Raw genomic sequence first — 25,135 nt, 5'->3', positions numbered from 1 at the left:
TCATAAGGCGTTCCTCAGGGATTGCAGGTGGGCGACCTGACGGCTGAATTCAACGCTGGAAAGCCGTTGATTCGGACGCGGGCTCATGGCCTGGCTGATAGCGCGTGCGGGTTGGCCGGTCAGGCGTGCGAGCAGCAACCATTGTTCGGCGACGGCGAGTTGTTCAAAGCCGGGATGGCGACGTCGCACGCGCCGCAGAATGTCCTGCTGCAAGGCTTGCAGCAAGCCGGCTTGACCGTTGCGGCGCAACAGGAAGTCGGCACTGGCGCGCAGGTGCTCCTGCAGTTGCCGGCGTGCTTTCGGTGCCGGTTCCAGCAACGGCCCCTGACGCACGCCAAAGTGCCAGAAACCCAGGCCGATCAAGGCGAACAACGCGACCAGCGCCTGGGGGAAGTAACGCAGCAGCAAGGTCGGCAGGCTGTCGTGATCGGTATTGAAGATCAGCGTCACGCGGGTGTCGGCGGTGAGGTACCAGAGCAGCCAGGCGTTGTCGTATTGCTCGACGGCCGGGGTTTTCCACAGGTCGGCATCGGTGACCACGATGATCGAGCCGAGTCCGTAATCGAGTTGCATCATGTGCGTCGCCCTGGCGCTGTTGGCCCAGGCCTGGGCGAGGTTTTTCGGGTCCTCGAGATGGAAAGCGGTATCGAAACCGGCATAGGCCGGGGCGTTTTCGTCTTCCAGATAGAGCTTGGTCAGTTGTGGGTAAGGATCGTCACCGACATCCGGAGGCGGCTCCTTGAGGTCTTTGCTCAAGGACTGGCGCAGTTGTACCCGGTCAAGCAGCAGGTCATTGCTGTGGCCGAGTTTTTCATCCCACAACGACTCGGCGACGAACAGCAGCCGCCCGCCGGCCCGGGTCCAGTTCATCACCTGGTCGATCTGCCGTGGCGTCATGTTGTAGCGGTCTCCGAGCAACAACAGGCTGTGTTGATGCGGATCGAGGCCGGGCAGGATGTCCAGGCCGTTGGCGTGGTCGACGCTCAGGCCTTGCTGGCGCAGGAACAGCTGCGCCGCCAGATAAGGGTTGGCCCTGGCTTCGGGAGAAGGGCCGTGGTCGATTTCGACCTGGTAAGGGGTTGCCTTGAGGTACAGATAAACACCCAGTGCAGCCACCAGCACAGCGAGCAGGGCAATGGCGATCGTCCCCCGGCGCCGACTCAACGGAGCGCTTCCGGGTCGAACAACACGCGCCAGCCGTCACACAATTCCTGTTGCACCTGTGCGGGGGGCAGGCGGTGACCGTAGGCCATGTCTTGCCAGTGCCCGGTCAGGTTTTTGCTGTAGGCCAGCAAGGCTGGTTGCTGTAATTGCTCGATGCGCTGCAGCACCTGCCCTTCAGTGTCGGCGGCCTCGAGCGCGATGTTGAAGTCGTGCGACAGGCGGCTGAGCAGGGCGCGATAGAGCAAGCCGAGGGCTTCGCGCGGATGGCTCTGCCAGAGGCTTTCGGCGCGGGTGGCAATGTCGGTGGGCAGGGACTCGGGCTTGAGGTCCAGGCCCGACACCTGCTGCGGCAAGGGGCGCACGGCTTTGGCGTCGAGGGTCGGTCGCCGGCTGACGAACGCCTGCACCCAGTCGCGATAGCGCCAGATCAACAGGCCGACAGCACCGATGACGATGGCCCACAGCGCGATTTCAATCAGGTTCGCCAAGGTTCTGAAGCGCTGTCCCTCAAACAGCTGCAACAGGGACTTCAACCATTGCGGTGTCTGCCCGTCGCCCGACGCTTCAGCGTCAGGCGGGTCTTCGCTGAAGCGATAGTGTGTCACCGTTTCCCGGTTCTTGAAGGGCGGCTGTTCGAGGATCGTCTTGATGCTGTCCCTGGCGACCTGGGTGTTCAGGGGCTGGCCCAGCAGGCGCGGGCTGTCGGGTGAAATGGCCGGTTCGGCGGCCCACAGGCTGTGTGCAGGTGACATCAGCAACATCACGGCGATCAACAGCACGCTGCTCGCACTGATCAGACGCTGGCGCATCCGGCGGAACACCAGTTCGATATCCCAGGCCTCCAGCACAGTGCGCCGGTTCAAATAAAGGCTGAAACCGCAGGCGACATAGATCGGTTCCCAGACCACCAGCACCAGTGCATAAAACAGGTTGGTCAGGTGTTCCAGCCAGCGCCAGTCCTGGGTGGCCGCAGAGATCAGCGACTGCCAGCTCCAGTCCAGCGCGACCTGTTGTGGCAACAGCAGATAGAACAACACCATCAAGCCGATCCACAGCGCGCCTTCCAGATGCGCGCCGATGATCGTCAGCCAGCGTGCGGCGCCGGCGTCCCGCTGCAACAGCACCTCCAAACGCTGCTGGCGCTGTTGTCCGTCGAGGCCTTCGAGTTGCGCCACCGGCATCACGAAACTGCGCTGCAGACTCAGGCGTCGCCAGGTCAGGCTGGCCAGCAATTGCCCTTTGAGCAGCCGCGGCCATTGCCGCAGGGCCTGCTTGAGCGTGGGTGTTTCGCCGAACATGGCTTTGGACAGGATGTACAAGGGCAAGCGGTCGAATGCCGGTTTCAGCCACCAGAAAATCAACACGGCGAGAGAAGGCGAGTCCCAGAGCCCCCAACTGAGCAACGCGAACACCGGCAGCGTGAGCAACGCCCAACTGGTCATCAGCAGGCGTCGGTGGCGCTGGCTCAGGAGCACGCCGAGGTCCATGGCTTCCCAGGTCGAGCGCGGGCGAATGACCACGCTGGCGTCATTCAGGCGCATGGCGGCGACGTCCGGCGAATACGAAATAAATCACCACCAGCAACCAGAGTGCCGCGCCGACCAGGTACTTGGTCTGGTATGAAGGGCGAGTCATTGATGACCAGTAGGCTTCGATAAACGCCGCGATCAACAGAAACAGCATGACCCCGCAGATCAGCTGCACGCTCTTGCGCGCCGCCAATCGCAAGGACTCGGCGCGGGGCAGGCGCCCCGGGGCGACCAACGCCCAGCCCAGCTTCAGACCGGCGGCGCCTGCCAGGGCGATGGCGCTGAGTTCGAAAGCGCCATGACCGACCACGAATGCCCAGAAGGTCTGCCCGTAGCCGACGTAAGTCAGATGCCCGGCCACCGCACCAATCATCAGGCCGTTGTAAATCAGGAAGAACACGCTGCCCAGGCCAAACAGCAAACCGCTGGCGAAGGTCTGAAAGGCAATGCCGATGTTGTGCATGATGTAGTAGCCGAACATCACCCAGTCTTCACTGGCGGCCCGTTGCACCGAGCGCCCGAGGTGACCGGCAACGGGGTCGTACATGCTTTGCATTTCGCTGACCTGCTCGGCGGGGATCAGGTTGTAGATCAGGTCCGGGAACAGGTACACCAGCAACGCGAAACCGCCCAGGCTGACAAAGAACATCAGGCTGGCGGCGAGCACAAAACGCCACTGTTCGCGCACCAGGCGCGGGAAATCCGCGAGGATGAAAGCCAGCGCATTGGCCCCCAGGCGGCTGCGGTGACGGTAAAGCTGTTGATGCCCGCGCAGCACCTGTTGCTGTAACGAGTCGATCAGAAAACTGCTGTAGCCACGCTCCCGTGCCAGTGCCAGGTGCTGGCACAGGCGTCGGTAGTCCTTCGGGAAACTGCCGGCGTCGGTAACCTTGCCGTCCCGTTCCAATTGCTCGAGCAGCCCGCAGAAACGTTCCCACTCGGCCTTGTGCCGACGTTCGAAAAGGCTTTGTTTCATGTCGGCCCCAACAAGCCGCGGGCGATGCCGTTGAGCTCGGTCACCGCCTGCGGGGCCGAGACTTGCAAAGGTTGGGCGAGAATGGTGGCCAGTTCATCGACCCGCGCCCGGGAGAGTTCGCCCTGGCGCTCGGCAAACCCGAGAATGGCCCGTTGCTCGCTGAGCGTCAGGGCAAATGCCGTGCGGCGGGGCTGGGCTTCGGGGAGCTCGGGGCGGGTGTGCGAGTGTTCGCGGTAGATTACCAGGGTCCCGGCGGCGATATCGCCAAGGCGCTTGAAGTGGGGGTGTTGCAGGCAGCTGATGGCCCCGAGGAAGTAGCCGAAGGGCAACAGGTCGACAACGCGCAGCAGGTTGCGCAGCAGCGAAGCGGACCAGCCGACCGGGGTGCCATCGTCGTGCACCACCCGCAGTCCCATCCATTGCTTGCCCGGCGAGCGACCCTGGTTGAGCACCTCGAACAGCACCATGTACCACCAGCTCACCACGAACAGCAGGATCGACCCGAGCCCGGCGCCCAATTTGCCGAGCATCGCCAGCGCAATGAACAGCACACCGAGGGCCAGGCCGCGCAAACCGAGATCGATGGCGAACGCCAGCGCACGAACCATCAACCCGGCCGGGCGCAGCGGCAGGTCGACGCCCTCCGGCGTTTCGACCTGGTACCGCGTATCCAGCGGTGGTGACAGCGGCGCATTCCGTGGCTGTGCTGTGGTCTCGAGCATGGGCACCTGATGATGTGGCCTGGATCGGGATTGTGTATCCATTCGATGCTAGCAGCCTATTCGAGGGGCGGGGGCGCAGGGAAACGACATAACTGTGTATTGCATGGCGAGCCGTGCAAGATGCTTGAATGACAGACTACTGGCCGGGGCGTGAGGTGAACGCCTAGACTTTGCCGATCTTCAGTTCAGGAATCGCCCGTGACCTCCATCTTCTGGTACGACTACGAAACCACTGGCATCAATCCCCGTTGCGACCGTCCGTTGCAAATGGCCGGCCTGCGCACCGACTTCGATCTCAATGAAATCGACGAGCCGGTCAATCTGTATTGCCAACCCAGCGACGACATCCTGCCGCACCCGGCCGCTTGTGCGATCACGGGAATCACGCCCGGGCAACTGCAGGCGCAGGGCTTGAGCGAAGCCGATTTCATGACACGGGTGCATGCCCAGCTTGCGGCACCGGGCACCTGTGGCGCGGGGTACAACACGCTGCGTTTCGATGACGAGATGACCCGCTACAGCCTGTACCGAAACTTTTTCGACCCTTATGCGAGGGAATGGCAGGGCGGCAATAGCCGCTGGGACCTGATCGATGTGGTGCGCGCCGCTTATGCCTTGCGCCCCGATGGCCTGCAATGGCCGACGGACGACGAAGGGCGGGTCACGCTCAAGCTTGAACGCCTGACCGCGGCCAACGGCATCGATCATGGCAATGCCCACGAGGCGCTGTCGGATGTTCGCGCGACAATTGCCCTGGCGCGCCTCATTCGGGAAAAACAGCCAAAGCTCTACGCCTGGCTGTTTCAACTGCGCAGCAAGCAAAAAGTCATGGACCAGATACGCCTGCTGCAACCGCTGGTGCATGTTTCCGGACGCTTTTCGGCGGCGCGCAGCTATGTGGGGGTGGTGTTGCCCCTGGCCTGGCACCCACGCAACAAGAACGCCCTGATTGTCTGTGACCTGCACCTGGACCCCCAGGGCCTGCTCGACCTGGATGCCGAAAGTTTGCGTCAGCGCTTGTATACCCGCCACGACGAACTGGCCGAGGGGGAGTTGCCAGTGCCGTTGAAGCTGATTCACATCAACAAGTGCCCGGTGGTGGCCCCGTTGTCGGTACTTCGCCAGGATGATCAGCAGCGCCTGGGGCTGGACATGGCGCTGTATCAACAGCGAGTGCTGCAGCTAAATGACGCGCGGGAAGTTTGGCTGGATAAAGTCCTGGCGATTTATGCCCGCGAAGATTTTTCTCAGAGCCAGGACCCGGAGCAACAGTTATACGATGGATTCATCGGTGATCGGGACCGGCGTTTGTGCGAACAAGTCAGAACCGTTGACCCGATGCAGTTGGCACAAGAGCAGTGGCCTTTCGATGACGAACGCTTGCCTGAGTTATTATTTCGATATCGCGCACGCAACTTTCCCGATACCTTGAATGCCGAGGAGCAAGAGCGCTGGCGAATATTCTGTCAGAAGCGTTTGTCAGATCCCGGATGGGGGGCGCCAAATACCCTCGAAAGTTTTGTAGAGGCTGCAGCCCAATTGAGCGTTAGTGCCACTGCGTTTCAGCAGGGGGTGCTCGGTGAGTGGCAGGATTATGTCCTGGGATTGCGTCAGCGTTTGCATCTTTGAAATCGAACCTGCCGGTGCTTAAATACCGCGCATAAAAAAACGCCAGCATTTGCTGGCGTTCCTTTTTTTGTCACGGGTCCATCTGCGACAAGCTCTGAGGCTTAGCCCAGCAGGGTAGCCCAGCCTTCTACCACGTCGCCGCCCCACTTGGCTTTCCACTCTTTCAGAGTCTTGTGGTTGCCACCTTTGGTTTCGATGACTTCGCCGTTGTGCGGGTTTTTGTATTGTTTAACTTTGCGAGCACGCTTGGTGCCGGTAGTTTTCACTGCACCGCCGCGTGGTGCCTTGGTTTTCGACTCTGGATCCAACAGCGCGATGATGTCACGCAGGGACTTGGAGTACTCACCCATCAAGGTGCGCAGTTTGCCTTCGAATTCCAGCTCGGTTTGCAGTTTGTCGTCTTGGGACAGGTTCTTCAAACGGGCTTGCAGCTCTTTGATAGCTTCTTCGGTGGCGCGATATTCGTTGATCAAGGACATGGGAACTACCTTATGTTGTACGCTGGATGGCAGGTGACAGTGCGGCAATAATAGTCACGGTGTTTCATCAAGTAAACATTTAAGCCAACTTTATTTAATTTAGTTGCTGTGTCTCGGGCGCACATTGGTAATGCCGTTATTAGTGTGATCCAGGTCCGTCAGATATACATAATTTAACAATTGCCCGGCACCGCTAGAGCATCCGGACGAACCGGCACGGGTGTTGTCGGTCCAGCCGCATCGACCTTCCGACAGGGCGAAACGTCAACAATACTGCAGTTTTGCTGCGCAATCGCTAGAATGGCGGCCTTTGCGAAGTTCTGGAGTTTCCCCCTCATGCGCACTTTTCGTCTGGTGATTTCTTGCCCGGACCGTGTTGGCATCGTTGCCAAAGTCAGTAACTTTCTGGCATCACACAACGGTTGGATCACTGAAGCGAGCCATCACTCGGACAATCTCAGTGGCTGGTTTTTCATGCGTCACGAAATCCGTGCCGACTCCCTGCCATTTGGTATCGAAGCGTTGCGCGAAGCCTTTGCCCCGATCGCCGAAGAGTTCTCGATGGACTGGCGCATCACCGATACCGAACAAAAGAAGCGTGTCGTGCTGATGGCCAGCCGCGAGTCGCACTGTCTGGCCGACTTGCTGCATCGCTGGCACAGCGATGAACTGGACTGCGAAATCTCCTGCGTGATTTCCAACCACGATGACTTGCGCAGCATGGTGGAGTGGCACGGCATTCCGTACTACCACGTCCCGGTCAATCCGCAGGACAAGCAGCCGGCTTTCGCCGAGGTATCGCGCCTGGTCAAACAGCACGACGCCGAAGTGGTGGTGCTGGCCCGTTACATGCAAATCCTGCCGCCCGAGTTGTGCAGCGAATACGCGCATAAGGTGATCAACATTCACCACAGCTTCCTGCCGTCGTTCGTCGGTGCCAAGCCGTATCACCAGGCCTCCCTGCGTGGTGTGAAGCTGATCGGCGCGACTTGCCACTATGTGACCGAAGAGCTGGATGCCGGCCCGATCATCGAGCAGGACGTGGTGCGTGTCAGCCACAGCGACAGCATCGAAGACATGGTGCGTTTCGGCCGCGATGTCGAGAAGATGGTGCTGGCCCGTGGCCTGCGTTATCACCTGGAAGACCGGGTGCTGGTGCACGGCAACAAAACCGTCGTCTTCTGATAGACGCACGGCGCGGTTGAAATTCGAAGGGCCTGGGCGTTCAATCGCTCCAGGCCCTTCGCCGTTTCTGCACCGAGGACATGACCATGGCCGATCCACTGGACAAAGCCACATCCAGGGCTCCCGCCACGCTGGGCGAGGGTTGCCTGAGCCGCTACGACCCCGATGACATGGGGCCTGAAGACGGTACGGAGTTTCCGGGGGCGGCTGAGTTGTGGGAGCAGCTGCAGAAGGAGTCTGACGATGAAACCGGGAAGGATTAAAAAAGATCGCAGCCTGCGGCAGCTCCTACAGGGGAATGCGTGCCCTGTAGGAGCTGCCGCAGGCTGCGATCTTTTCAGGCCTGCCTGATTTTCATCAATTTCTTCAGCAGCGGCCGCCCCAGCATCAGCAAAAACACTGGCCCACCGACCAGCAAGTAGAAGTAATACGTTACCGCCCGCCAGATCAGAATCGCCGCGGCGGCCGTGGATTTCCCGACCATGGGTGCCAAAAGCGCCGCCGACGTCAGCTCCGCCGCCCCGGCTCCGCCCGGCAGAAGGCTGAATTGCCCGGCGCTGAGCGCCAGCATCTGGATCAGAAAACTCCAGGCCCACTGCAAATCCGCGCCGAGCCCGCGTAACGCCAGATAGAGCACGCTGTAGCGCAGGAGCCAATGCACACAGGTCAGGACGAATACCTTGATCAAGGTCTGCGCGGGCAATTTCAGCGTGTCGGTAAACGCCGCCAGAAACTGCAGGAGCTTGCGTGCCCAGCGCATTCGCGTGGCCGCCTTGACATTGACTCGGGCGAGCCATCGACCGCTCAGGCGAATCAACGAGCGGTGATAGCGGGCGACCATGGCGCAGGTGATCAAGCCGCCGAACAGCGAAACAGCGCTGACCATCAGCATCCATTCCATGCGCTGGCTGAGGTGCTGGAACAGGGCGTAAACAAGAATCCCGCTCAGGGCGCAGAGGAAAAACAGCAAGTCGCTCAGTTGGTCCATGGCAAACACGGCACTGCCCCTGGCCGGACGCACGCCGTGACGCGCCAGCAACGCCATGATCGTCAGCGGCCCGCCGCTGCCGCCGGGCGTGGCGCAGTAGGCAAATTCGGCGGCCATCACCACGCCAAGGCTCCTGAGCCGGCTGACCTTGTGGCATTGATCCCCCAGCAACAGGCGCAAACGCAGGGTGTTCACGCCCCAGCACAGCAGGATCATGCCGAACATGATCAACAGCCACGGCAGCGGAAATCCGCTCAGCCGGGAGCCGATTTCGCTGCCGCCCAACAGTAACGGAATCAGCACCGCCGCGAGCAGGCCGACGAGCAACAGCAGGGCGCGACTCATGCGGCACAGCCCATCCGGTTGTTTTGCAGCGCCAGCCACTGGGACTTGGTCATCGGAACGCGTCCATTATCGAGCAGGCGCTCAAGGGTTTGCAGCCAGTATCGGTGCGAGAACTCGTGGCGCATGTCCACCGGGTGCAAGCCCAGGCGAATTACCGGGGTGTGCTGCCAGCGTTGTTCACGGCGGTCGCTGACGAGCTTCGATACACCCCGCCGCCAGGCACTGCGCGCACTCCAGACCAGCCCCGGCGCCTCGATCGCGGTGAAATCCGGTAGCCGGTATAAATGCTGCGAGTCGCTGGTGTAACTCAGCGGCAATTGGCGCAATGCCTGGCGAGTGCCTTGGCTCATCAGCCAGGCCGGGGCGACGAACCCTTCCAGCGGCCATTCATGCCGGTGGAACATCTCGATGCCCGAGCGCAGGCGGGCGAGGGCGGCTTCTTGTGACAAACGATAAAACTCGCCTTCGTGGGTGTAGACCCGACGCATGAACCAGTCGCGGGGATTGAGGGGCATCGGCCCCTCGTCGCTATGGAAATAGCCATGCAGTGCCAGTTCGTCGCCCCGGGCGACCCTGGCACTGAGCTGGCGGCAAAACGGCAGATGGGCGTCCAGGTTGTTGTGATTGTGGTAATCGGGAACCACCAGCCAGGTGATCGGCACGTCCCCCAAGGCGTCGACGGCTTTGACGAACGGTTGGTAATCGGCCCAGGTAGGGGGGGCCACGTCGTGCAGTACCAGCAGTAAAGCGGGCCTGTTCATGGGCTCAACCATTGGCTGTCAGCGGCCATTGGCTGCCGAGCACGGCGTGGTAGTGGCACAGCAAGCTGGTGACCACCGTGTCCCAGGCGTAATGTCGTTCGACATGTAACCGCGCTTGGCGGCCCAGCGCTACGCTGCCCGAGCCGAACAGTTCTCGAACAGCGGTGGCCATTGCGGCTGGATCGTTCGGCGCGCAAAGCCGGCCGCAGTCCTCGGTGACGATTTCCTCGAAAGCCCCGGCCGCCACGGCCACCACCGGAATACCGCTGGCCATGGCTTCGAGTATCACCAGACCGAAGGTTTCCTGATCGCCGGCGTGCAGCAAGGCGTCGGCGCTGGCCATCAGGCGGGCCACCTGTGGCGCCGGGCAGAACTGGTCGATCACTGTCACATTGGACGGTACGGCTGTCGGCATCGATGAGCCAACCAGCAGCAGGTGATAGCGGCGGCCCAGGCGTTTCATGCATTCGAGCAGCACTGGCAGGTTTTTTTCCTTGGAACCGCGCCCGGCGAAAATCAGCAGACGGGTGTTGTCGTCCAGGCCCAACTCGGCCCGCAGCCCGGGGTCCCTGGCATCGGGATTGAAAGTTTGCAGGTCGACGCCCAGCGGTTGCACGAACACATTCCTGACCCCAAGCCCGGAGAGTTTGTCGGCCATGACCCGACTGGGCGCCAGGACCCGGTCGAAGTTGCCGTAGAGCTTGCTGACATAGGCCTCGACGTTGTTGGTCACCCAGTTGCCCATGCGGTTGCTGACCAGCAGCGGCAGGTCCGAGTGATAGAAGCCTATGACCGGTACATCGAGTTGCCTCCGTGCGTCCAGCGCTGCCCATGCGGTGAGGTAGGGGTCGCCGACTTCGATCAGGTCAGGTTGCAAATCCTGCAGGACATTGCGCCAGGGCGCGAGACGCAGCGGGAAGCGATAGCCTTTGCCGAAGGGCAAGGCAGGGGCAGGAACGGTGAAGATGCCATCCTGCTCGGTCAAGGACGATCCGGGGATCAGCAAACTGTGGCGAATGCCCGGCTTGATGCCCAGGCGACGGTGCTTTGCATCCAGATAAGTACGCACGCCACCGCTGGCAGGGGCGTAGAACATGGTGATGTCAGCGATATGCACGATGAACGATCCTCCGGTCCCGGTATTCCCTTGGTTGACCTTTATGAAGGATAGATGTTCGGTTGGGGTTGTGCGGGTGGGATGTCAGCGGGTTTTGTAGTGTTTGACAGGCCGCCTTCGCGGGCAAGCCCGCTCCCACAGTGGATTTCGGTCGTACACAAAGTTTGTGTCCACTGAAGATCAAATGTGGGAGCGGGCTTGCTCGCGAAGGGGCCGGTGAGCGCGCCTCAGATCCTGAAACTTCCGACTAGCTGCTTCAACCGCGTCGCCTGCTGCTCAAGGTCCGAGCACGCGCGCAAGGTCGATTGCAGGTTTTCCACGCCTTCCTGGTTCAGTGTGTTGATCTCGGTGATGTCGACGTTGATCGACTCCACCACGGCGGTCTGTTCTTCGGTCGCGGTGGCCACCGACTGGTTCATGCCGTCGATTTCCCCGATACGCAAGGTCACGCTGTTCAGACGTTCGCCCGCGAGGTTGGCGATTTCCACACTGTCCTGGCTGTGGCGCTGACTGTCGCTCATGGTGCTCACCGATTCCCGGGCGCCGACTTGCAGCTCCTCGATCATGGTTTGTACCTGTTGCGCCGATTCCTGCGTGCGGTGTGCCAGGTTGCGCACCTCGTCCGCCACCACGGCAAAACCTCGACCGGCTTCACCGGCACGCGCGGCTTCGATCGCGGCATTGAGTGCGAGCAAGTTGGTTTGCTGGGAAATGCTGGTGATCACTTCGAGAATCTGCCCGATGTTCACGGTTTTGCTGTTGAGCGATTCGATATTGGTGCTCGAGGCGCTGAGCATGCTCGACAGTTGATTCATCGCCACGATGCTGCGGTCCACCACTTGCTGGCCGTCTTCGGCCAGGCTGCGGGCATCGCTGGCCTGGCTCGAAGCTTGAGCGGCGTTGCGGGCGATTTCCTGCGCGGCGGCGCCGAGCTGATTAATGGCGGCCGCGACACTGCTGGTGCGCGAGGCTTGCTGGTCGGAGTTGAACATCGACGAGTTGGAGGCCGCGACCACGCGCAACGCCACTTCGTTGACTTGCCCGGTGGCCGAGGACACTTCACGGATCGAGCCGTGAATGCGCTCGACGAAACGGTTGAACGCGGTGCCGAGGGTGCCGAATTCGTCATTGTTCTGGATGGTCAGGCGTTTGGTCAGGTCACCTTCGCCGTCGGCGATGTCGGCCATGGCGCGGGTCATGACGTGCAACGGCTGGATCAGGATGCGAATCAACATGCCGAGCAGGGCGATGATGATGGCCACGGCAATGATGGTTGCAACCACAGCCGAGGTACGGAACTCGCTGAGCATCGAGTAGGCTTTTTCCTTGTCGACCGACAGACCGATGTACCAGTTGACCGACGGCAAGCCCTTGATCGGGGTAAAGCTGACAATGCGGGTCTTGCCGTCGACGTCCACTTCGCTGAAGCCGTTGCCGATGCGCGGGGTGTCTTTCGGATACGCCTCGCTCAGGGACTTCATCACCAGCGCTTTGTCCGGGTGAACCAGGATCTTGCCGTCGGCACTGACCAGAAACGCGTAGCCCATGCCATTAAAGTCGCGGGCACTGAGGGTAGCGATCAGGGTTTGCAGGCTCAGGTCGCCACCCACCACACCGACGCTCTGTCCGGCTTTTTTCGAAGCCGTGGCCATCGAGATGATCAGTTGGCCGGTTGCCGCATCGATGTAGGGTTCGGTCAGGGTCGGCGTGCTGCTGTTTTCGGCGCCTTTGTACCAGGGGCGAACACGCGGATCGAAACCGTCCGGCATCTTTGCGTCCGGACGAATGGTGAAGTGCCCGGTGGCATCGCCCAGGTAGGACGCCATGAAGGTCGACGTCAGGCTTTTCTGCTCAAGCAGGCTGGCGACATTGGCTTGTTCGGGGTTGATGGCGATGTTTTGCGAGAGGTTCTCGATCAGCAAAATGCGCCCGGCCAGCCAGGTCTGGATGTTGTTGGCGGTGACGTCGCCCATCTCGTTGAGATAGTTGTTAAGGTTCTCGCGGATGGCATTGCGCTGCAAATAGTCGTTGTACAGCGTGAATGAGGCGAAGGCGGCAATAACAATGAGGGCGGCGGCAAGCAGGATTTTATGGCTGAAACGCAGATTTTTGTTCATGGCTTGGGGTTCCGCTAAGGTCTTAATGTCCAGCGCGTGCTTTTATAAAGGGACGCACGACGGGCAAGGTTAAAAGCAATTGAATTTTCCGACTCTCCTTAGGGAAATTTCCTACCAGATCGTGTCTGACTGCTTTGTCGTTATCTCTATCGGCCGTGTAGGACCAAAGATTAATCATGGGTGACCAAATGCCTGACTCACTGCAACTCGTTATCGGCGCCGACCTCAAAGGGCAGCCGATTGCCCAGGCCATGCGCCTGGCCAATCGCCACGGTTTGATCGCGGGCGCGACCGGCACCGGAAAAACCGTGACGTTGCAACGAATGGCCGAAGCTTTCAGCGATGCCGGCGTGGCGGTGTTCGCCGCCGACATCAAGGGTGACCTATGCGGCCTTGGCGCCGCAGGCAACCCCCAGGGCAAGGTCGCCGAGCGGATTGCCGGGATGCCGTGGCTAAACCACAAGCCTCAGGCTTATCCGGTGACGTTGTGGGACGTTCAGGGTCAGTCCGGTCATCCTTTGCGCACAACCTTGAGTGAAATGGGGCCGCTGCTGTTGGGCAGCCTGCTGGAACTGACCGACAGTCAGCAGTCGGCGCTGTACGCGGCGTTCAAGGTGGCGGACCGCGAAGGCCTGCTGTTGCTCGATCTCAAGGATCTGAAGGCGTTGCTCAATCACCTGCGGGACAACCCCGAGTTGCTGGGCGACGATGCGGCATTGATGACCACCGGCTCCAGCCAGGCGCTGCTGCGACGTCTGGCGACCCTGGAACAACAGGGCGCCGAAGCCTTGTTCGGCGAGCCGGCGCTGCAACTCGAGGACATCCTCCAACCCACTGCCGATGGCCGCGGGCGCATCCATTTGCTGGATGCCAGCCGTCTGGTGCATGAAGCGCCGAAAGTCTACGCGACTTTCCTGCTGTGGCTGCTGGCCGAGCTGTTCGAGCAACTGCCGGAGCGTGGCGATGCCGACAAACCATTACTGGCGCTGTTCTTCGACGAGGCCCACTTGTTGTTCAACGGCACGCCCCAGGCATTGCGTGATCGTCTGGAACAAGTCGTGAGGCTGATTCGTTCAAAAGGCGTGGGTGTGTATTTCGTCACCCAGTCGCCGGGTGACCTGCCGGATGATGTGCTGGCTCAGTTGGGCTTGCGCATCCAGCACGGACTGCGTGCGTTTACCGCCAAGGAGCAAAAGTCCCTGCGTGCAGTGGCCGAAGGTTTCCGGCCGAATCCGGCGTTCGATACGTTGTCGGTGTTGACCGAACTCGGGATCGGTGAAGCACTGGTTGGCACGCTGCAGGAAAAAGGCACCCCGGAAATGGTGCAGCGGGTGCTGGTAGCGCCGCCGCAATCGCGGATCGGGCCTTTGACCGGTGCCGAGCGTACGGCGCTGATTGCCGGTTCGCCGTTGCAGGGGCGTTATGACAAGCCGATTGACCGCGAATCGGCCTATGAAGTGCTGATGGGACGCAAGGGCCTGGCGCCCGAGCCCGAAGCGGAGCAGGGCAAACAGGAGCCGAGTTTCACTGAACAGGCGGGTGAGTTCCTCGGTACGGCAGCAGGGAAGGCGCTGAAATCGGCGATGCAACAGGCGGCGAACCAGCTTGGCCGACAGTTGGTGCGCGGCTTGATGGGCTCATTGCTGGGTGGCAGCAAACGCCGCTAGCGGGCGGACTCAATCAAATGTGGGAGCGGGCTTGCTCGCGAATGCGGTGTGTCATTCAACGAAAATGTCGATTGATAAACCCATTCGCGAGCAAGCCCGCTCCCACATGGTTTCTGTGTCAGGATTTGGTCTTGGCGTGCGCCGCCAGTCGCTCCAGCGCTGCCCGCAGATTCGGGTCGCTGATCCCGTCGGCCGTGGCCTGAATGGTGGCCGCAGCATCGTCCGACAGATCCATGGTGTGCCCGGCCGCGCCCCGCTGGACGGTAGGTGGCTGCACCTTGAACAGGATTCGCGTCAGGTTGGCAAACTCGTCGAACAGTTGCAGTTGCCGTTGCAGGCGCTTCTGCTGGTAGCGCAGGCGGGTTGCCCAATGACCGTCGGTGACAATCAGCAACAAACTGCCTTCGCGCCAGGACGCCACGTGGCAATGCTCGCGAGCGGCGGGTTGCAATTGGCTTTCGAGCAAACGTTGCAAATGACCCAGGCGTTGAGCGTGGCCGAGAATGGCTTTCAGCGGCTTGGCTTCGCGTAGTAGAACGGCGGGTACTTTGGCCGTAAGTGGGCGAAATGCCATGATCAGACACCTGAAGTAACAGAGCCGCCATGGTAGCAGAAAGCACCGGATGCGCCCGCCCATTGCTTTTGTGGGCGCTTTACCCATTAAATCAACAACTAACTTCTGCCTTGAACGGCTTGAAATTGAGCAAAACGCCCCTATTTTAAGTGAGCCCCGTCAAAGCGCTGTGCCAGCATCGTGGAATATCGCCACTTTCCTCACCACCGTTTCCGGGTAGAATGCTCGTTCGCATGCGGCCATGAGGGCTGCACGGGCGACTCACGGGGCCGCCCTCCATCCCTTTAGTGTGGAAGATCCTGCCGATATGTTTGCGCCTTTGTTAAAGAAACTTTTTGGAAGCAAGAACGAGCGTGAAGTCAAACGCATGCTCAAGACGGTGCAACTCGTCAATGCCTTCGAAGAGCAAATGGTGGCCCTTTCGGACGATCAATTGCGTGCCAAGACCAGCGAGTTCAAGGCCCGTATCGCCAAAGGGGAATCCCTCGACAAGCTCCTGCCAGAAGCCTTTGCGGTCGCCCGCGAAGCCGGCAAGCGTGTCATGGGCATGCGCCACTTCGATGTCCAGCTGATCGGCGGCATGACCTTGCATGAAGGCATGATCGCGGAAATGCGTACCGGTGAAGGCAAGACCCTGGTGGCAACACTGGGCGTTTACCTCAACGCGCTGTCCGGCAAAGGCGTGCACGTTGTGACGGTGAACGACTACCTGGCCCGCCGTGACGCCAACTGGATGCGCCCGTTGTATGAATTCCTCGGCATGACGGTCGGCGTTGTCACGCCGTTCCAGCCGCCGGAAGAGAAGCGTGCTGCCTACGCCGCCGACATCACCTACGGCACCAACAACGAATTCGGGTTCGACTACCTGCGCGACAACATGGCGTTCAGCATGGAAGAAAAATTCCAGCGTGAACTCAATTTTGCCGTGATCGACGAAGTCGACTCCATCCTCATCGACGAAGCCCGTACGCCGCTGATCATCTCCGGTCAGGCCGAGGACAGCTCCAAGCTGTACATCGAGGTCAACAAGCTGATCCCGCAGCTCAAGCTGCACGTTGAAGAAGTCGAAGGCGAAGTGACCCAGGCCGGTCACTACACCGTCGACGAGAAGACCCGTCAGGTCGAACTCAACGAAGCCGGTCACCAGTACGTCGAAGAAACGCTGACCCGCATCGGCCTGCTGGCTGAAGGCGAAAGCCTGTACTCGGCGCACAACCTGAGCCTGCTGACTCACGTCTACGCCGGCCTGCGTGCGCACAAGCTGTTCCATCGCAACGTCGAATACATCGTGCAGGACGGTCAGGTCGTACTGGTCGACGAACACACCGGCCGTACCATGCCGGGTCGCCGCTTGTCCGAAGGCCTGCACCAGGCCATCGAAGCCAAGGAAAACCTGAACATCCAGGCCGAAAGCCAGACGCTGGCATCGACCACTTTCCAGAACTACTTCCGTCTGTACAACAAACTGTCCGGCATGACCGGTACGGCCGACACCGAAGCGTTCGAGTTCCACCAGATCTATGGCCTGCAGGTCATGGTGATTCCGCCGAACAAGCCGCTGGCGCGTAAAGACTACAACGACCTGGTGTTCCTGACCGCCGACGAGAAATACGCGGCAATCGTGGCCGACATCAAGGAAAGCATGGCCGCTGGTCGTCCGGTGCTGGTGGGTACCGCCACCATCGAAACCTCTGAGCACATGTCCAGCCTGCTCGTGAAGGAAGGCATCGAACACAAGGTTCTGAACGCCAAGTTCCACGAAAAGGAAGCCGAGATCATTGCCCAGGCCGGTCGTCCGGGTGCACTGACCATCGCCACCAACATGGCCGGTCGTGGTACCGACATCCTGTTGGGCGGTAACTGGGAAGTGGAAGTGGCTTCCCTGGAAAACCCGACCCCTGAGCAGATTGCCCAGATCAAGGCTGACTGGCAGAAGCGTCACCAGCAAGTGCTTGAATCGGGTGGTTTGCAGGTGATTGCATCCGAGCGTCACGAATCGCGCCGTATCGACAACCAGCTGCGTGGTCGTGCCGGTCGTCAGGGCGACGCCGGTTCCAGCCGTTTCTACCTGTCGCTGGAAGACAGCCTGATGCGCATCTTCGCCTCTGACCGGGTGAAGAACTTCATGAAGGCCCTGGGCATGCAGCCTGGCGAGGCGATCGAGCACCGCATGGTGACCAACGCCATTGAAAAGGCCCAGCGCAAGGTTGAAGGCCGCAACTTCGACATCCGCAAGCAACTGCTCGAGTTCGACGACGTCAACAACGAACAGCGTAAAGTGATCTATCACATGCGTAACACGTTGCTGGCCGCCGACAACATCGGCGAGACCATCACTGACTTCCGCCAGGACGTGCTCGACGCTACCGTCAGCGCACACATTCCTCCGCAATCGCTGCCTGAACAGTGGGACGTGGCCGGTCTGGAAGCTGCGTTGCAGAGCGACTTCGGTGTGACGCTGCCGATCCAGCAATGGCTCGACGAAGACGATCACCTGTACGAAGAAACCCTGCGCGAGAAGCTCATGAGCGAGCTCGTCGCGGCGTACAACGAGAAAGAAGACCAGGCGGGCGCCGAAGCGCTGCGCACCTTCGAGAAGCAAATCGTTCTGCGCGTTCTGGACGACCTGTGGAAAGACCACCTGTCGACCATGGACCACCTGCGTCACGGTATCCACTTGCGTGGTTATGCCCAGAAGAACCCGAAACAGGAATACAAGCGCGAGTCGTTTACCCTGTTCTCCGAGTTGCTGGACTCGATCAAGCGCGACTCGATCCGTGTGCTGTCTCACGTTCAGGTTCGCCGCGAAGACCCGATCGAAGAGGAGCAGCGCCTGCGCCAGGAAGCCGAGGCATTGGCCGCTCGCATGCAGTTCCTGCATGAAGAAGCTCCAGGTCTGGAGCAACCGGAAGTGCTGGGCGAAGAGGTCGATGTGGCTCTCGCCGCTGCCCCGGTTCGCAGCGAGCACAAGCTGGGTCGCAATGAGCTGTGCTACTGCGGTTCGGGCAAGAAGTTCAAGCATTGCCACGGGCAGATCCAGTAAAACCCGTTTCAATCGCTGAAATACCCGCGCCGCGACCGGCTTCTGCCGTCGCGGCGTTTTACCATTCGAACCACCGTCTTCCTGAAACGGTGCTGACATCATTTATAAAGGAGCGCATTCATGGCTGTTGGTCTTGGTCCTTTGCCAACGTTGCACCCGGTTGCCGGTTTTGAACTCGGTATCGCCTCGGCTGGCATCAAGCGCCCGGGGCGCAAGGATGTTGTGGTCATGCGCTGTGTTGAAGGCTCCACGGTAGCCGGCGTGTTCACCCTGAACGCCTTTTGCGCCGCCCCGGTGATCCTGGCCAAGCAACGCGTACAAGGCCCTGTGCGTTACCTGCTGACCAACACCGGCAATGCCAACGCCGGTACCGGCGAGCCAGGCCTGGCCGCCGCCGAGCGCACTTGCGCCAAACTGGCCGAGCTGACCGGCGTCGATGCCAGCCAGGTGCTGCCGTACTCCACCGGTGTGATCGGCGAACCGTTGCCTGTGGAGAAAATCGAAGGCGCGCTGCAAGCGGCCCTTGACGACCTGTCGATCCACAACTGGGAAGCTGCCGCCACCGGCATCATGACCACCGACACCCTGCCCAAAGGTGCCAGCCGTCAGTTCCAGCACGACGGCGTGACCGTCACCGTGACCGGTATCAGCAAAGGCGCCGGCATGATTCGCCCGAACATGGCGACCATGCTCGGCTACATCGCGACCGACGCCAAAGTCTCCCGCGATGTGTTGCAAAACCTGATGCTCGATGGTGCCAACAAGTCGTTCAACCGCATCACCATCGATGGTGATACGTCGACCAACGACTGCTGCATGCTGATTGCCACAGGGCAGGCGGCGCTGCCGGAAATCACCCGCGCAGAGGGCGAGCTGTTCGCCAAGTTGAAGCAGGCGGTGTTCGAGGTGTGCATGGACGTGGCCCAGGCTATCGTTCGCGACGGCGAAGGCGCGACCAAGTTCGTGACCGTTGAAGTCAACGGCGGCGGCAATCACCAGGAGTGCCTGGATGTCGGCTACACCGTGGCTCACTCGCCGCTGATCAAGACTGCGTTGTTTGCTTCCGACCCGAACTGGGGCCGTATCCTGGCCGCCGTTGGCCGTGCCGGTGTGCCGAACCTGGACGTCAGCAAGATCGACGTGTTCCTCGGTGACGTGTGCATTGCCAGCCGTGGCGCGCGCGCCGCGACCTACACCGAAGCCCAGGGCGCGGCGGTGATGCAGCAGGAAGAAATCACCATTCGTATCGAGCTGGGTCGTGGCGATTGCAGCGAAACCATCTGGACCACCGACCTGTCCCACGAGTACGTGAAAATCAACGCCGAGTACCGTACTTAAGATCGAGTCGCTCCATTCGCGAACAAGCCCGCTCCCACAGGGTTCAATGGTGACACTGTGGGAGCGGGCTTGCTCGCGAAGACTGACGACCAGACGCTAGAGATTTTGGCCTGTCCCCCTCATCAAAAGGTCCTGACTATGAGCCTGCACCTGATCATCGGCGACAAATTGCATTCCTCCTGGTCCCTGCGCGGCGCTCTGGCCCTCGATCTGGCTGGCGCCTCCTACACCGAAGAACTGATCAAGCTGAACCAGCCGGACACCCGCGAGCGCCTGCTCAAGCATTCGCCGACCGCCAAGGTCCCGCTGCTGAAGACCGAACACGGCACCATCGCCGACTCCCTGGCGATTGCCGAATACCTGGCAGAACGGTTCCCCGATGCGAACCTGTGGCCCAAAGACACCGCCGCCCGTGCCCAGGCGCGTTCGGCGTGCGCGCAGATGCACAGCGGCTTTTTCGCCATGCGCGGCAACATGCCGTTCGACCTGAGCCATGACGCAGCGTTGTCGCCGGTCCCGGCCGATGTCCAGGCGGACATCGAGCGCATGTCGGCGCTGTGGGCCGAGTGTCGTGCCGCTGCGACCGAGAGCGGTCCGTACCTGTTTGGCCGCATCACGTTGGCCGACGCGTTCTTTGCACCCATCGCCGTTCGTCTGCGTACCTATCGGGTGAAACTGTCCGCGGCTGACGAAGCCTATGTTGAAACCCTCTACCAATGGCCGGCGTTCAAGGCCTGGCAGAAGGCCGGACTGGAGGAGTTGGAAAAGTGAAGCGAGTCCATGTCGCCGCCGCCGTCATCCGCGATGGCAGTGGCCAGATCCTGATCGCCCGCCGTGCCGCTTCGCAGCACCAGGGCGGCCTGTGGGAGTTTCCCGGAGGCAAGGTCGAGGCCGACGAGTCGGTCGAAACCGCACTGGCCCGTGAGCTCCATGAAGAGCTGGGCATCGTGGTCGACGCGGCGCGCCCGCTGATCAAGGTCCGGCACGATTACCCGGACAAGCAGGTGTTGCTGGATGTCTGGGAAGTCTCGGCGTTTAGCGGCGAGCCCCACGGCGCCGAAGGCCAACCGCTGGCCTGGGTGTCGCCCCGCGATCTGTCGGGTTACGAGTTCCCGGCGGCCAATCAGCCGATCGTCGCGGCAGCCCGATTGTCATCGCAGTACCTGATTACCCCGGAAGATCTGGAAACCCCGGCGTTGCTGCGTGGCATCCAGAAGGCCATTGCCGGTGGCATGAAGCTGATCCAGTTGCGCGCACCGAACGGTTACGATCCCAAATATCGCGACCTGGCTGTCGATGCGGTGGGCCTGTGTGCCGGCAAGGCACAATTGATGATCAAGGGGCCGTTCGAGTGGTTGGGCGACTTCCCGTCCGCGGGTTGGCACATCACTTCGGCGCAGTTGCGCAAATACGCAGCGGCTGGCCGACCGCTACCGGCATCGCGCTGGCTGGCGGCGTCGTGCCATAACGCTGAAGAGCTGGCGCTGGCCGAACAGATGGGGGTGGATTTCGTGACTCTGTCGCCGGTGCAACCCACCCTGACGCATCCTGGCGCCGAGCCGTTGGGTTGGGAGCAGGCGTCGAGCCTGATCGAGGGCTTCAGCAAGCCGGTGTTCCTGCTGGGTGGCGTTGGCCCGGCCGAGGTCGAGAAAGCCTGGGCGGCGGGCGCGCAGGGTGTGGCGGGGATTCGGGCGTTCTGGCCTGAGGCCTGATTTTGTAGCGTTCCTGCTGGCCTCTTCGCGGGCAAGCCCGCTCCCACAGTGGATTTGTGGCGCACACAAAACCTGTGGGAGCGGGCTTGCTCGCGAAGGGGCCCTGACAGGCGCTGGCTAAACCTCAGGCTTCGCCGCCGGCTGCCATAGAATCTCGGCCACGCCCTGACGCTTGGCAATCAGCCTTGCTGCGACAAACAACAAATCCGATAACCGATTGATGTACGCCAGGCCAACCCCGGCCAACGGCTCAATCGCATTCAATTGCTGGCACCGCCGCTCGGCACTGCGCGCCAGGCTACGGCAGACATGGGCCTGGGCAATCAGCGCCGAGCCGCCGGGCAATATGAAGTTTTCCAGTGGTCCCAACTCTTCATTCCACGCATCGATCGCCGCTTCCAGGCGCTCGATTTCCGTTGCATTCAAGGCCTGATACACCGGCATTGCCAGCTCGCCGCCCAGATCAAACAATCGATGCTGGCAGGGCGCCAAAACCTCGATCACTTCCTGCAAGCCGGCAAAAGTATCCGTTTGCGCCGCTAACCCGGCCAGCAACACGCCCACCTGACTGTTGAGCGTATCGACTTCGCCAATGGCCTCGATCCGCGGGTGATCCTTGGGGACGCGACGGCCATCACCCAGCCCGGTCTCGCCTTTGTCGCCAGTGCGGGTGTAAATCTTCGACAGACGAAAGCCCATGGTTACCTCGATAGCAGATTGAGTTCTTGCGCGACAGGTGGTGTGCTCGCCAGGGGCAGGCGCAAGGTGAAGCAAGTGCCTTGGCCCAGGGTCGATTGCACTTCCATCTGCCCTTTGTGGTTATTGGTGATGATGAAGTACGACACCGACAGCCCAAGTCCGGTGCCCTGACCGATTTCCTTGGTGGTGAAGAAGGGTTCGAAGGTCCGTTTGCGCACGCTTTCACTCATGCCGATGCCGTTGTCCTCGACCTGGATTTCCGCCCATGGCGGGTTCAGCCGGGTGCGCAGAATGATCCGCCCCGGCTCGCTGTCGTCCTCGCGCTGGTGAATGGCTTGCGCAGCGTTTTTCAACAGGTTGAGCAGTACTTGTTCCAATTCGTTGGCGGTGCCGGGGACCGGGCCCAGCGCCGGGTCGAACTGACGAATGATGGCCTGACCCTTGAAGTCGAAGCCGATCGCCAGGTCGAAATCGTTGCCGGCAATTTCCACCGCCTGATCAATCAGGGCGGGCAGATCGCACGGGGCCATCTGGCGGGTGCTGCGACGGCTGAAACTGAGCATGTGGGTGACGATTTTTGCGGCCCGGGCACCGGCCTGCTGGATACCGTCGAGCAACTGTGGCACTTCGCGGATTTTCAGATACTGATTGACCGTCGCCAGTTCGATGCCGGCCTGTTCGGCCACTTCCAGGTTTTTCGGCAGCTCGGGGGACAGGCGTCGGCGAATGTTTTGCACGTTGTGCAGGATCGCACCCAGCGGGTTGTTGATCTCGTGAGCCATGCCGGCGGCAAGACCACCTACCGACAGCATTTTCTCCGACTGCACCATCATTTCTTCCAGGGACAGGCGCTGGGTGATGTCGTCGATCCGGATCACCACGCCACGCCCGGCACCGCCCATCAGCGGATAGAAAGTCAGGGCGTAGTGGCGGGGCTCGTCGTCCTTGAGCCAGGTGACACGTTCGATTTTGGCCACCGTATGCTGCTCGACCGTTTCCTTGAGTTGCGGCAAGAACGGCTTGAGCGGTTCGAAGGCGAGGAAGATGGGCTGGTTCAGGGCTTCATCGAGGCGTGTGCCGGACAGGGCGCTGGCCTCCTGGTTCCATTGAGTCACGTAGAGCTGTTCGTCGAGGGCGATCAGCGCCGACGGCATGGAGTCGATGATGCTGTTGAGGTAGTTCTGAAAGCCCGTGAGCTTTTTCTCGATCTTGCTGCGCACCTGGACTTCGAGCTCCAGTTTGCGGTTGGTGTGGCGGGTTTCTTCCGCCAGACCCTGGGCCTGGTCGTAAGCGGCCTGGGAGTCGTCCCGAGCCCGCTTGAGTTGCTGCTCCCTGGCCTCGATCCGCGAGAGCATGGTGTTGAACGCCTCGGCGAGGCTGCCGATTTCATCGTGGTTTCCTCGTGAAGCGCGCAATGCGTAGTTTTCTTCACGGGTGACCTGCCGCGACAACTCTTCGAGCTGGTGGATCGGCCGGGTGATCAGGCGCTTGATCTGGCGGGCAATGATCAGCCACAGCAACACGCTGAAGATCAGAATGCCCAGGCTGGCCGTCAGGGTCCCGGTGTAGAACGCCACTGGCAGTTCACTGCTGGCGACCAGCAGCAAATGTCCCGGTGCAGCACCGGGGCGGGAGAGGGGGATGACTTGATTGGTGCGAAACTCGGTGACCTGCCAGTCTTCGATGTGCCGGAAATGTTTGGGCAGCTCCAGATTGTCGCCATGCTGCAATTGCGCCAACCGCTCACCCTTTGCGTCATACAGGGCTGCCGCGCGCAACGGTGAATAGCTGTTGAGTTCATTCAGCAGGCGCTCGGCGCTTTGCGGTGACGCCAGGGCTTCGGAGGCCAGGCTCGGGTTGGACACAAGCCGGCCGATGGTCTGCAGGGCCTGGGGCGCCATGCTTTCCTGGGAGATGTAGTACGCGGCGCTGATAAAGGTCAGGTTGGCAACCAGCAGGACGGTGACCATCAGTACCAGCAGGGCGGCCAGCAGTTTCTGGCCGACGGGCAGGTTTTCAAGGCGCTGGCGCAATGGCATCGGATTCATCGCAGACAAGGAACAAGTGGCCAGCGTAGCCGCTGCTCAGTCGCTGGGCAATCCAAGGCTTTGCAGGCGCGCGATCAACCTTGCCTGAAGTTGATTGAGGTGAGGCAGGTTCAGTTGATGACGCCCGGCCACTTTGCAGGCGTAGCCCAGCAGGTAGCTGATTTCCGTGCGGCGCTGGCTCGTTACGTCCTGATGCATCGACGAGTAGTTGGCCGCGGTGGCGTGAATCACCCGTTCGACTTCTTGCTGCAGGTTTTCGGCGGCTGCCGGCTGACCGCAACGCTCAAGCAACTCCACCAGTTCACCGCACAGGGTGGCCACTTCGCACTGATGTTGCTGCAAACCGCCGTTGCGGCAATCGTGCAGCACCGTCAGCGGGTTGATCGCACAGTTGAGAGCCAGCTTGCGCCACAGCCTGGTCAGAATGTCGGTGCTCCACTCGTGAGGGATGCCGGCAGCGCTCAAGTCATCGAGCCAGATCGGCGCGACCGGATGGCTCGCATCTCCCAGCCAGGTGAAGCCATGTCCTGCAAACACCACACGCCAATCGCCATCGCGGAAGGCGCCTTCGGTGCTCGAGGCATAGATGCAGCGTGCCTGGGGAACCTGTGCGGCCACCGCGTCCTGGCTGCCCAGGCCATTTTGCAGCAGGATCAGTTCGGCGCCGGGGGCCAGGCGTGACGCCAGTCGGGCCACCGCGCTTTCGGTATCGTAGGCCTTGCACGCCACCAGCAGGCGGTTGATCGGCTCGCTGCTGTCCGCTGTTTCGGCGGGCACGGCGTAGTGTTGCGCCTGGCCGTGTTCCACCAGTGTCAATCCACCTGCAGCTTCATAGGCCTGCAGTCTCGCGGTGTCCCGCAGGATCAGCCTGACCGGCACGCCAGTCCGTGCCAGACGTGTTGCCCATAAAGTGCCGAGGCTGCCGGCGCCGAGTACATGCCAGGTGGTGGGCATCAGCTTTTTGCTCTGTTTAAGGCGTGCATCGGCAGCTCACAGTGAATGATAGGAAAGACCCGTTATAATCAGCGCGGATTTTAACCGC

At 61.0% G+C, this 25,135-nt stretch carries 21 protein-coding genes and 1 pseudogene; 8 read left to right on the top strand and 14 right to left on the bottom strand.

Translation table 11 applies throughout. The features are described 5' to 3' along the window. Genes ACXX83_RS19035 through ACXX83_RS19020 form a run of 4 tightly spaced genes read right to left on the bottom strand, consistent with a single transcriptional unit; the run spans position 1 to position 4,391 of the window. On the bottom strand, positions 1-1,164 hold the full coding sequence (locus tag ACXX83_RS19035; RefSeq protein ID WP_458549341.1) for a DUF4350 domain-containing protein: 1,164 nt from the start codon (positions 1,162-1,164) through the stop codon (positions 1-3). Further along, complete coding sequence (locus ACXX83_RS19030; protein WP_458549340.1) at positions 1,161-2,705, bottom strand: DUF4129 domain-containing protein; 1,545 nt, start codon at positions 2,703-2,705, stop codon at positions 1,161-1,163. Before ACXX83_RS19030 ends, ACXX83_RS19035 begins: the two co-directional genes overlap by 4 nt. Beyond that, positions 2,692-3,669 carry a stage II sporulation protein M gene (locus tag ACXX83_RS19025; protein WP_458549338.1) on the bottom strand — a complete coding sequence of 326 codons (978 nt, stop codon included), beginning with the start codon at positions 3,667-3,669 and terminating at the stop codon, positions 2,692-2,694. Before ACXX83_RS19025 ends, ACXX83_RS19030 begins: the two co-directional genes overlap by 14 nt. Further along, positions 3,666-4,391: an RDD family protein gene (locus ACXX83_RS19020; protein ID WP_458549336.1), complete on the bottom strand. Its 726-nt coding sequence runs from the start codon at positions 4,389-4,391 to the stop codon at positions 3,666-3,668. The genes ACXX83_RS19025 and ACXX83_RS19020 overlap by 4 nt, the downstream gene beginning before the upstream one ends. A gap of 198 nt (positions 4,392-4,589) precedes the next feature. Between ACXX83_RS19020 and sbcB the strand changes: the two genes are divergently transcribed. Then, positions 4,590-6,020 (top strand): exodeoxyribonuclease I, encoded by a 1,431-nt coding sequence (sbcB, locus tag ACXX83_RS19015; protein ID WP_217836228.1) that lies wholly within the window; start codon positions 4,590-4,592, stop codon positions 6,018-6,020. A gap of 101 nt (positions 6,021-6,121) precedes the next feature. On the opposite strand, the gene mvaT is transcribed toward sbcB, so the two are convergent. After that, a complete protein-coding gene (gene mvaT / locus ACXX83_RS19010; RefSeq protein ID WP_007933316.1) occupies positions 6,122-6,499 on the bottom strand; it encodes a histone-like nucleoid-structuring protein MvaT in 378 nt (125 codons plus the stop codon). A gap of 336 nt (positions 6,500-6,835) precedes the next feature. On the opposite strand from mvaT, the gene purU reads away from it, so the two are divergent. Beyond that, entirely contained in the window at positions 6,836-7,684 is an 849-nt protein-coding gene (gene purU, locus ACXX83_RS19005; protein WP_007977367.1) for a formyltetrahydrofolate deformylase, read from the top strand. An 86-nt stretch (positions 7,685-7,770) separates the two neighbouring features. Further along, on the top strand, positions 7,771-7,947 hold the full coding sequence (locus ACXX83_RS19000) for a hypothetical protein (protein WP_458549335.1): 177 nt from the start codon (positions 7,771-7,773) through the stop codon (positions 7,945-7,947). Positions 7,948-8,021: 74 nt separating this feature from the next. Here the strand turns inward: ACXX83_RS19000 and gpgF are convergent, their stop codons facing one another. The 5 genes and pseudogenes from gpgF to ACXX83_RS18975 form a co-directional block, all read right to left on the bottom strand. After that, positions 8,022-9,017, bottom strand: a complete 996-nt coding sequence (gpgF, locus tag ACXX83_RS18995) for a glucosaminyl phosphatidylglycerol flippase (protein ID WP_217836226.1) — start codon at positions 9,015-9,017, stop codon at positions 8,022-8,024. Then, positions 9,014-9,790 (bottom strand): N-acetylglucosaminyl phosphatidylglycerol deacetylase, encoded by a 777-nt coding sequence (gene gpgD / locus ACXX83_RS18990; RefSeq protein WP_458549334.1) that lies wholly within the window; start codon positions 9,788-9,790, stop codon positions 9,014-9,016. Before gpgD ends, gpgF begins: the two co-directional genes overlap by 4 nt. Then, positions 9,783-10,895, bottom strand: a complete 1,113-nt coding sequence (gene gpgS, locus ACXX83_RS18985; RefSeq protein ID WP_458549332.1) for an N-acetylglucosaminyl phosphatidylglycerol synthase — start codon at positions 10,893-10,895, stop codon at positions 9,783-9,785. Before gpgS ends, gpgD begins: the two co-directional genes overlap by 8 nt. A 227-nt stretch (positions 10,896-11,122) precedes the next feature. After that, positions 11,123-11,887, bottom strand: a complete 765-nt coding sequence (locus ACXX83_RS18980) for a methyl-accepting chemotaxis protein (RefSeq protein WP_458550214.1) — start codon at positions 11,885-11,887, stop codon at positions 11,123-11,125. A gap of 93 nt (positions 11,888-11,980) precedes the next feature. Beyond that, a pseudogene (locus tag ACXX83_RS18975) lies at positions 11,981-13,012 on the bottom strand (HAMP domain-containing protein); the annotation flags it as partial. 188 nt (positions 13,013-13,200) lie between these two features. Here ACXX83_RS18975 and ACXX83_RS18970 point away from each other — a divergent pair. Then, positions 13,201-14,679, top strand: coding sequence for a helicase HerA-like domain-containing protein (locus ACXX83_RS18970; RefSeq protein ID WP_458549331.1), 1,479 nt, complete (start codon positions 13,201-13,203; stop codon positions 14,677-14,679). A gap of 118 nt (positions 14,680-14,797) precedes the next feature. On the opposite strand, the gene ACXX83_RS18965 is transcribed toward ACXX83_RS18970, so the two are convergent. Continuing rightward, positions 14,798-15,253, bottom strand: a complete 456-nt coding sequence (locus ACXX83_RS18965) for a DUF721 domain-containing protein (protein ID WP_095965404.1) — start codon at positions 15,251-15,253, stop codon at positions 14,798-14,800. A 307-nt stretch (positions 15,254-15,560) separates the two neighbouring features. On the opposite strand from ACXX83_RS18965, the gene secA reads away from it, so the two are divergent. From secA to ACXX83_RS18945, 4 genes are all read left to right on the top strand, one after another. Continuing rightward, positions 15,561-18,296, top strand: a complete 2,736-nt coding sequence (gene secA / locus ACXX83_RS18960; RefSeq protein WP_458549329.1) for a preprotein translocase subunit SecA — start codon at positions 15,561-15,563, stop codon at positions 18,294-18,296. A gap of 120 nt (positions 18,297-18,416) precedes the next feature. Beyond that, positions 18,417-19,634: a bifunctional glutamate N-acetyltransferase/amino-acid acetyltransferase ArgJ gene (argJ, locus tag ACXX83_RS18955; protein ID WP_008015779.1), complete on the top strand. Its 1,218-nt coding sequence runs from the start codon at positions 18,417-18,419 to the stop codon at positions 19,632-19,634. 138 nt (positions 19,635-19,772) lie between these two features. After that, the gene (locus tag ACXX83_RS18950; protein ID WP_015096612.1) at positions 19,773-20,405 is read left to right on the top strand and encodes a glutathione S-transferase family protein; all 633 of its coding nucleotides are present in this window, start codon (positions 19,773-19,775) and stop codon (positions 20,403-20,405) included. After that, positions 20,402-21,346, top strand: a complete 945-nt coding sequence (locus ACXX83_RS18945; protein WP_458549328.1) for a Nudix family hydrolase — start codon at positions 20,402-20,404, stop codon at positions 21,344-21,346. Before ACXX83_RS18950 ends, ACXX83_RS18945 begins: the two co-directional genes overlap by 4 nt. Positions 21,347-21,463: 117 nt before the next feature. Here ACXX83_RS18945 and ACXX83_RS18940 read toward each other — a convergent pair whose 3' ends face one another. The 3 genes from ACXX83_RS18940 to ACXX83_RS18930 are packed head-to-tail and all read right to left on the bottom strand — an operon-like array spanning position 21,464 to position 25,047. Continuing rightward, positions 21,464-22,045, bottom strand: coding sequence for a cob(I)yrinic acid a,c-diamide adenosyltransferase (locus ACXX83_RS18940; protein ID WP_458549327.1), 582 nt, complete (start codon positions 22,043-22,045; stop codon positions 21,464-21,466). A gap of 2 nt (positions 22,046-22,047) precedes the next feature. Next, positions 22,048-24,084, bottom strand: a complete 2,037-nt coding sequence (locus ACXX83_RS18935; RefSeq protein ID WP_458550213.1) for a sensor histidine kinase — start codon at positions 24,082-24,084, stop codon at positions 22,048-22,050. A 45-nt stretch (positions 24,085-24,129) separates the two neighbouring features. Next, the gene (locus ACXX83_RS18930; RefSeq protein ID WP_458549326.1) at positions 24,130-25,047 is read right to left on the bottom strand and encodes a putative 2-dehydropantoate 2-reductase; all 918 of its coding nucleotides are present in this window, start codon (positions 25,045-25,047) and stop codon (positions 24,130-24,132) included. Positions 25,048-25,135 lie beyond the last annotated feature (88 nt).

It is taken from the genome of Pseudomonas sp. GNP012, from assembly GCF_054343835.1.
The sequence above is the reverse complement of the archived record's forward strand: the minus strand, read 5'-3'. Positions and strand labels throughout refer to the sequence as shown.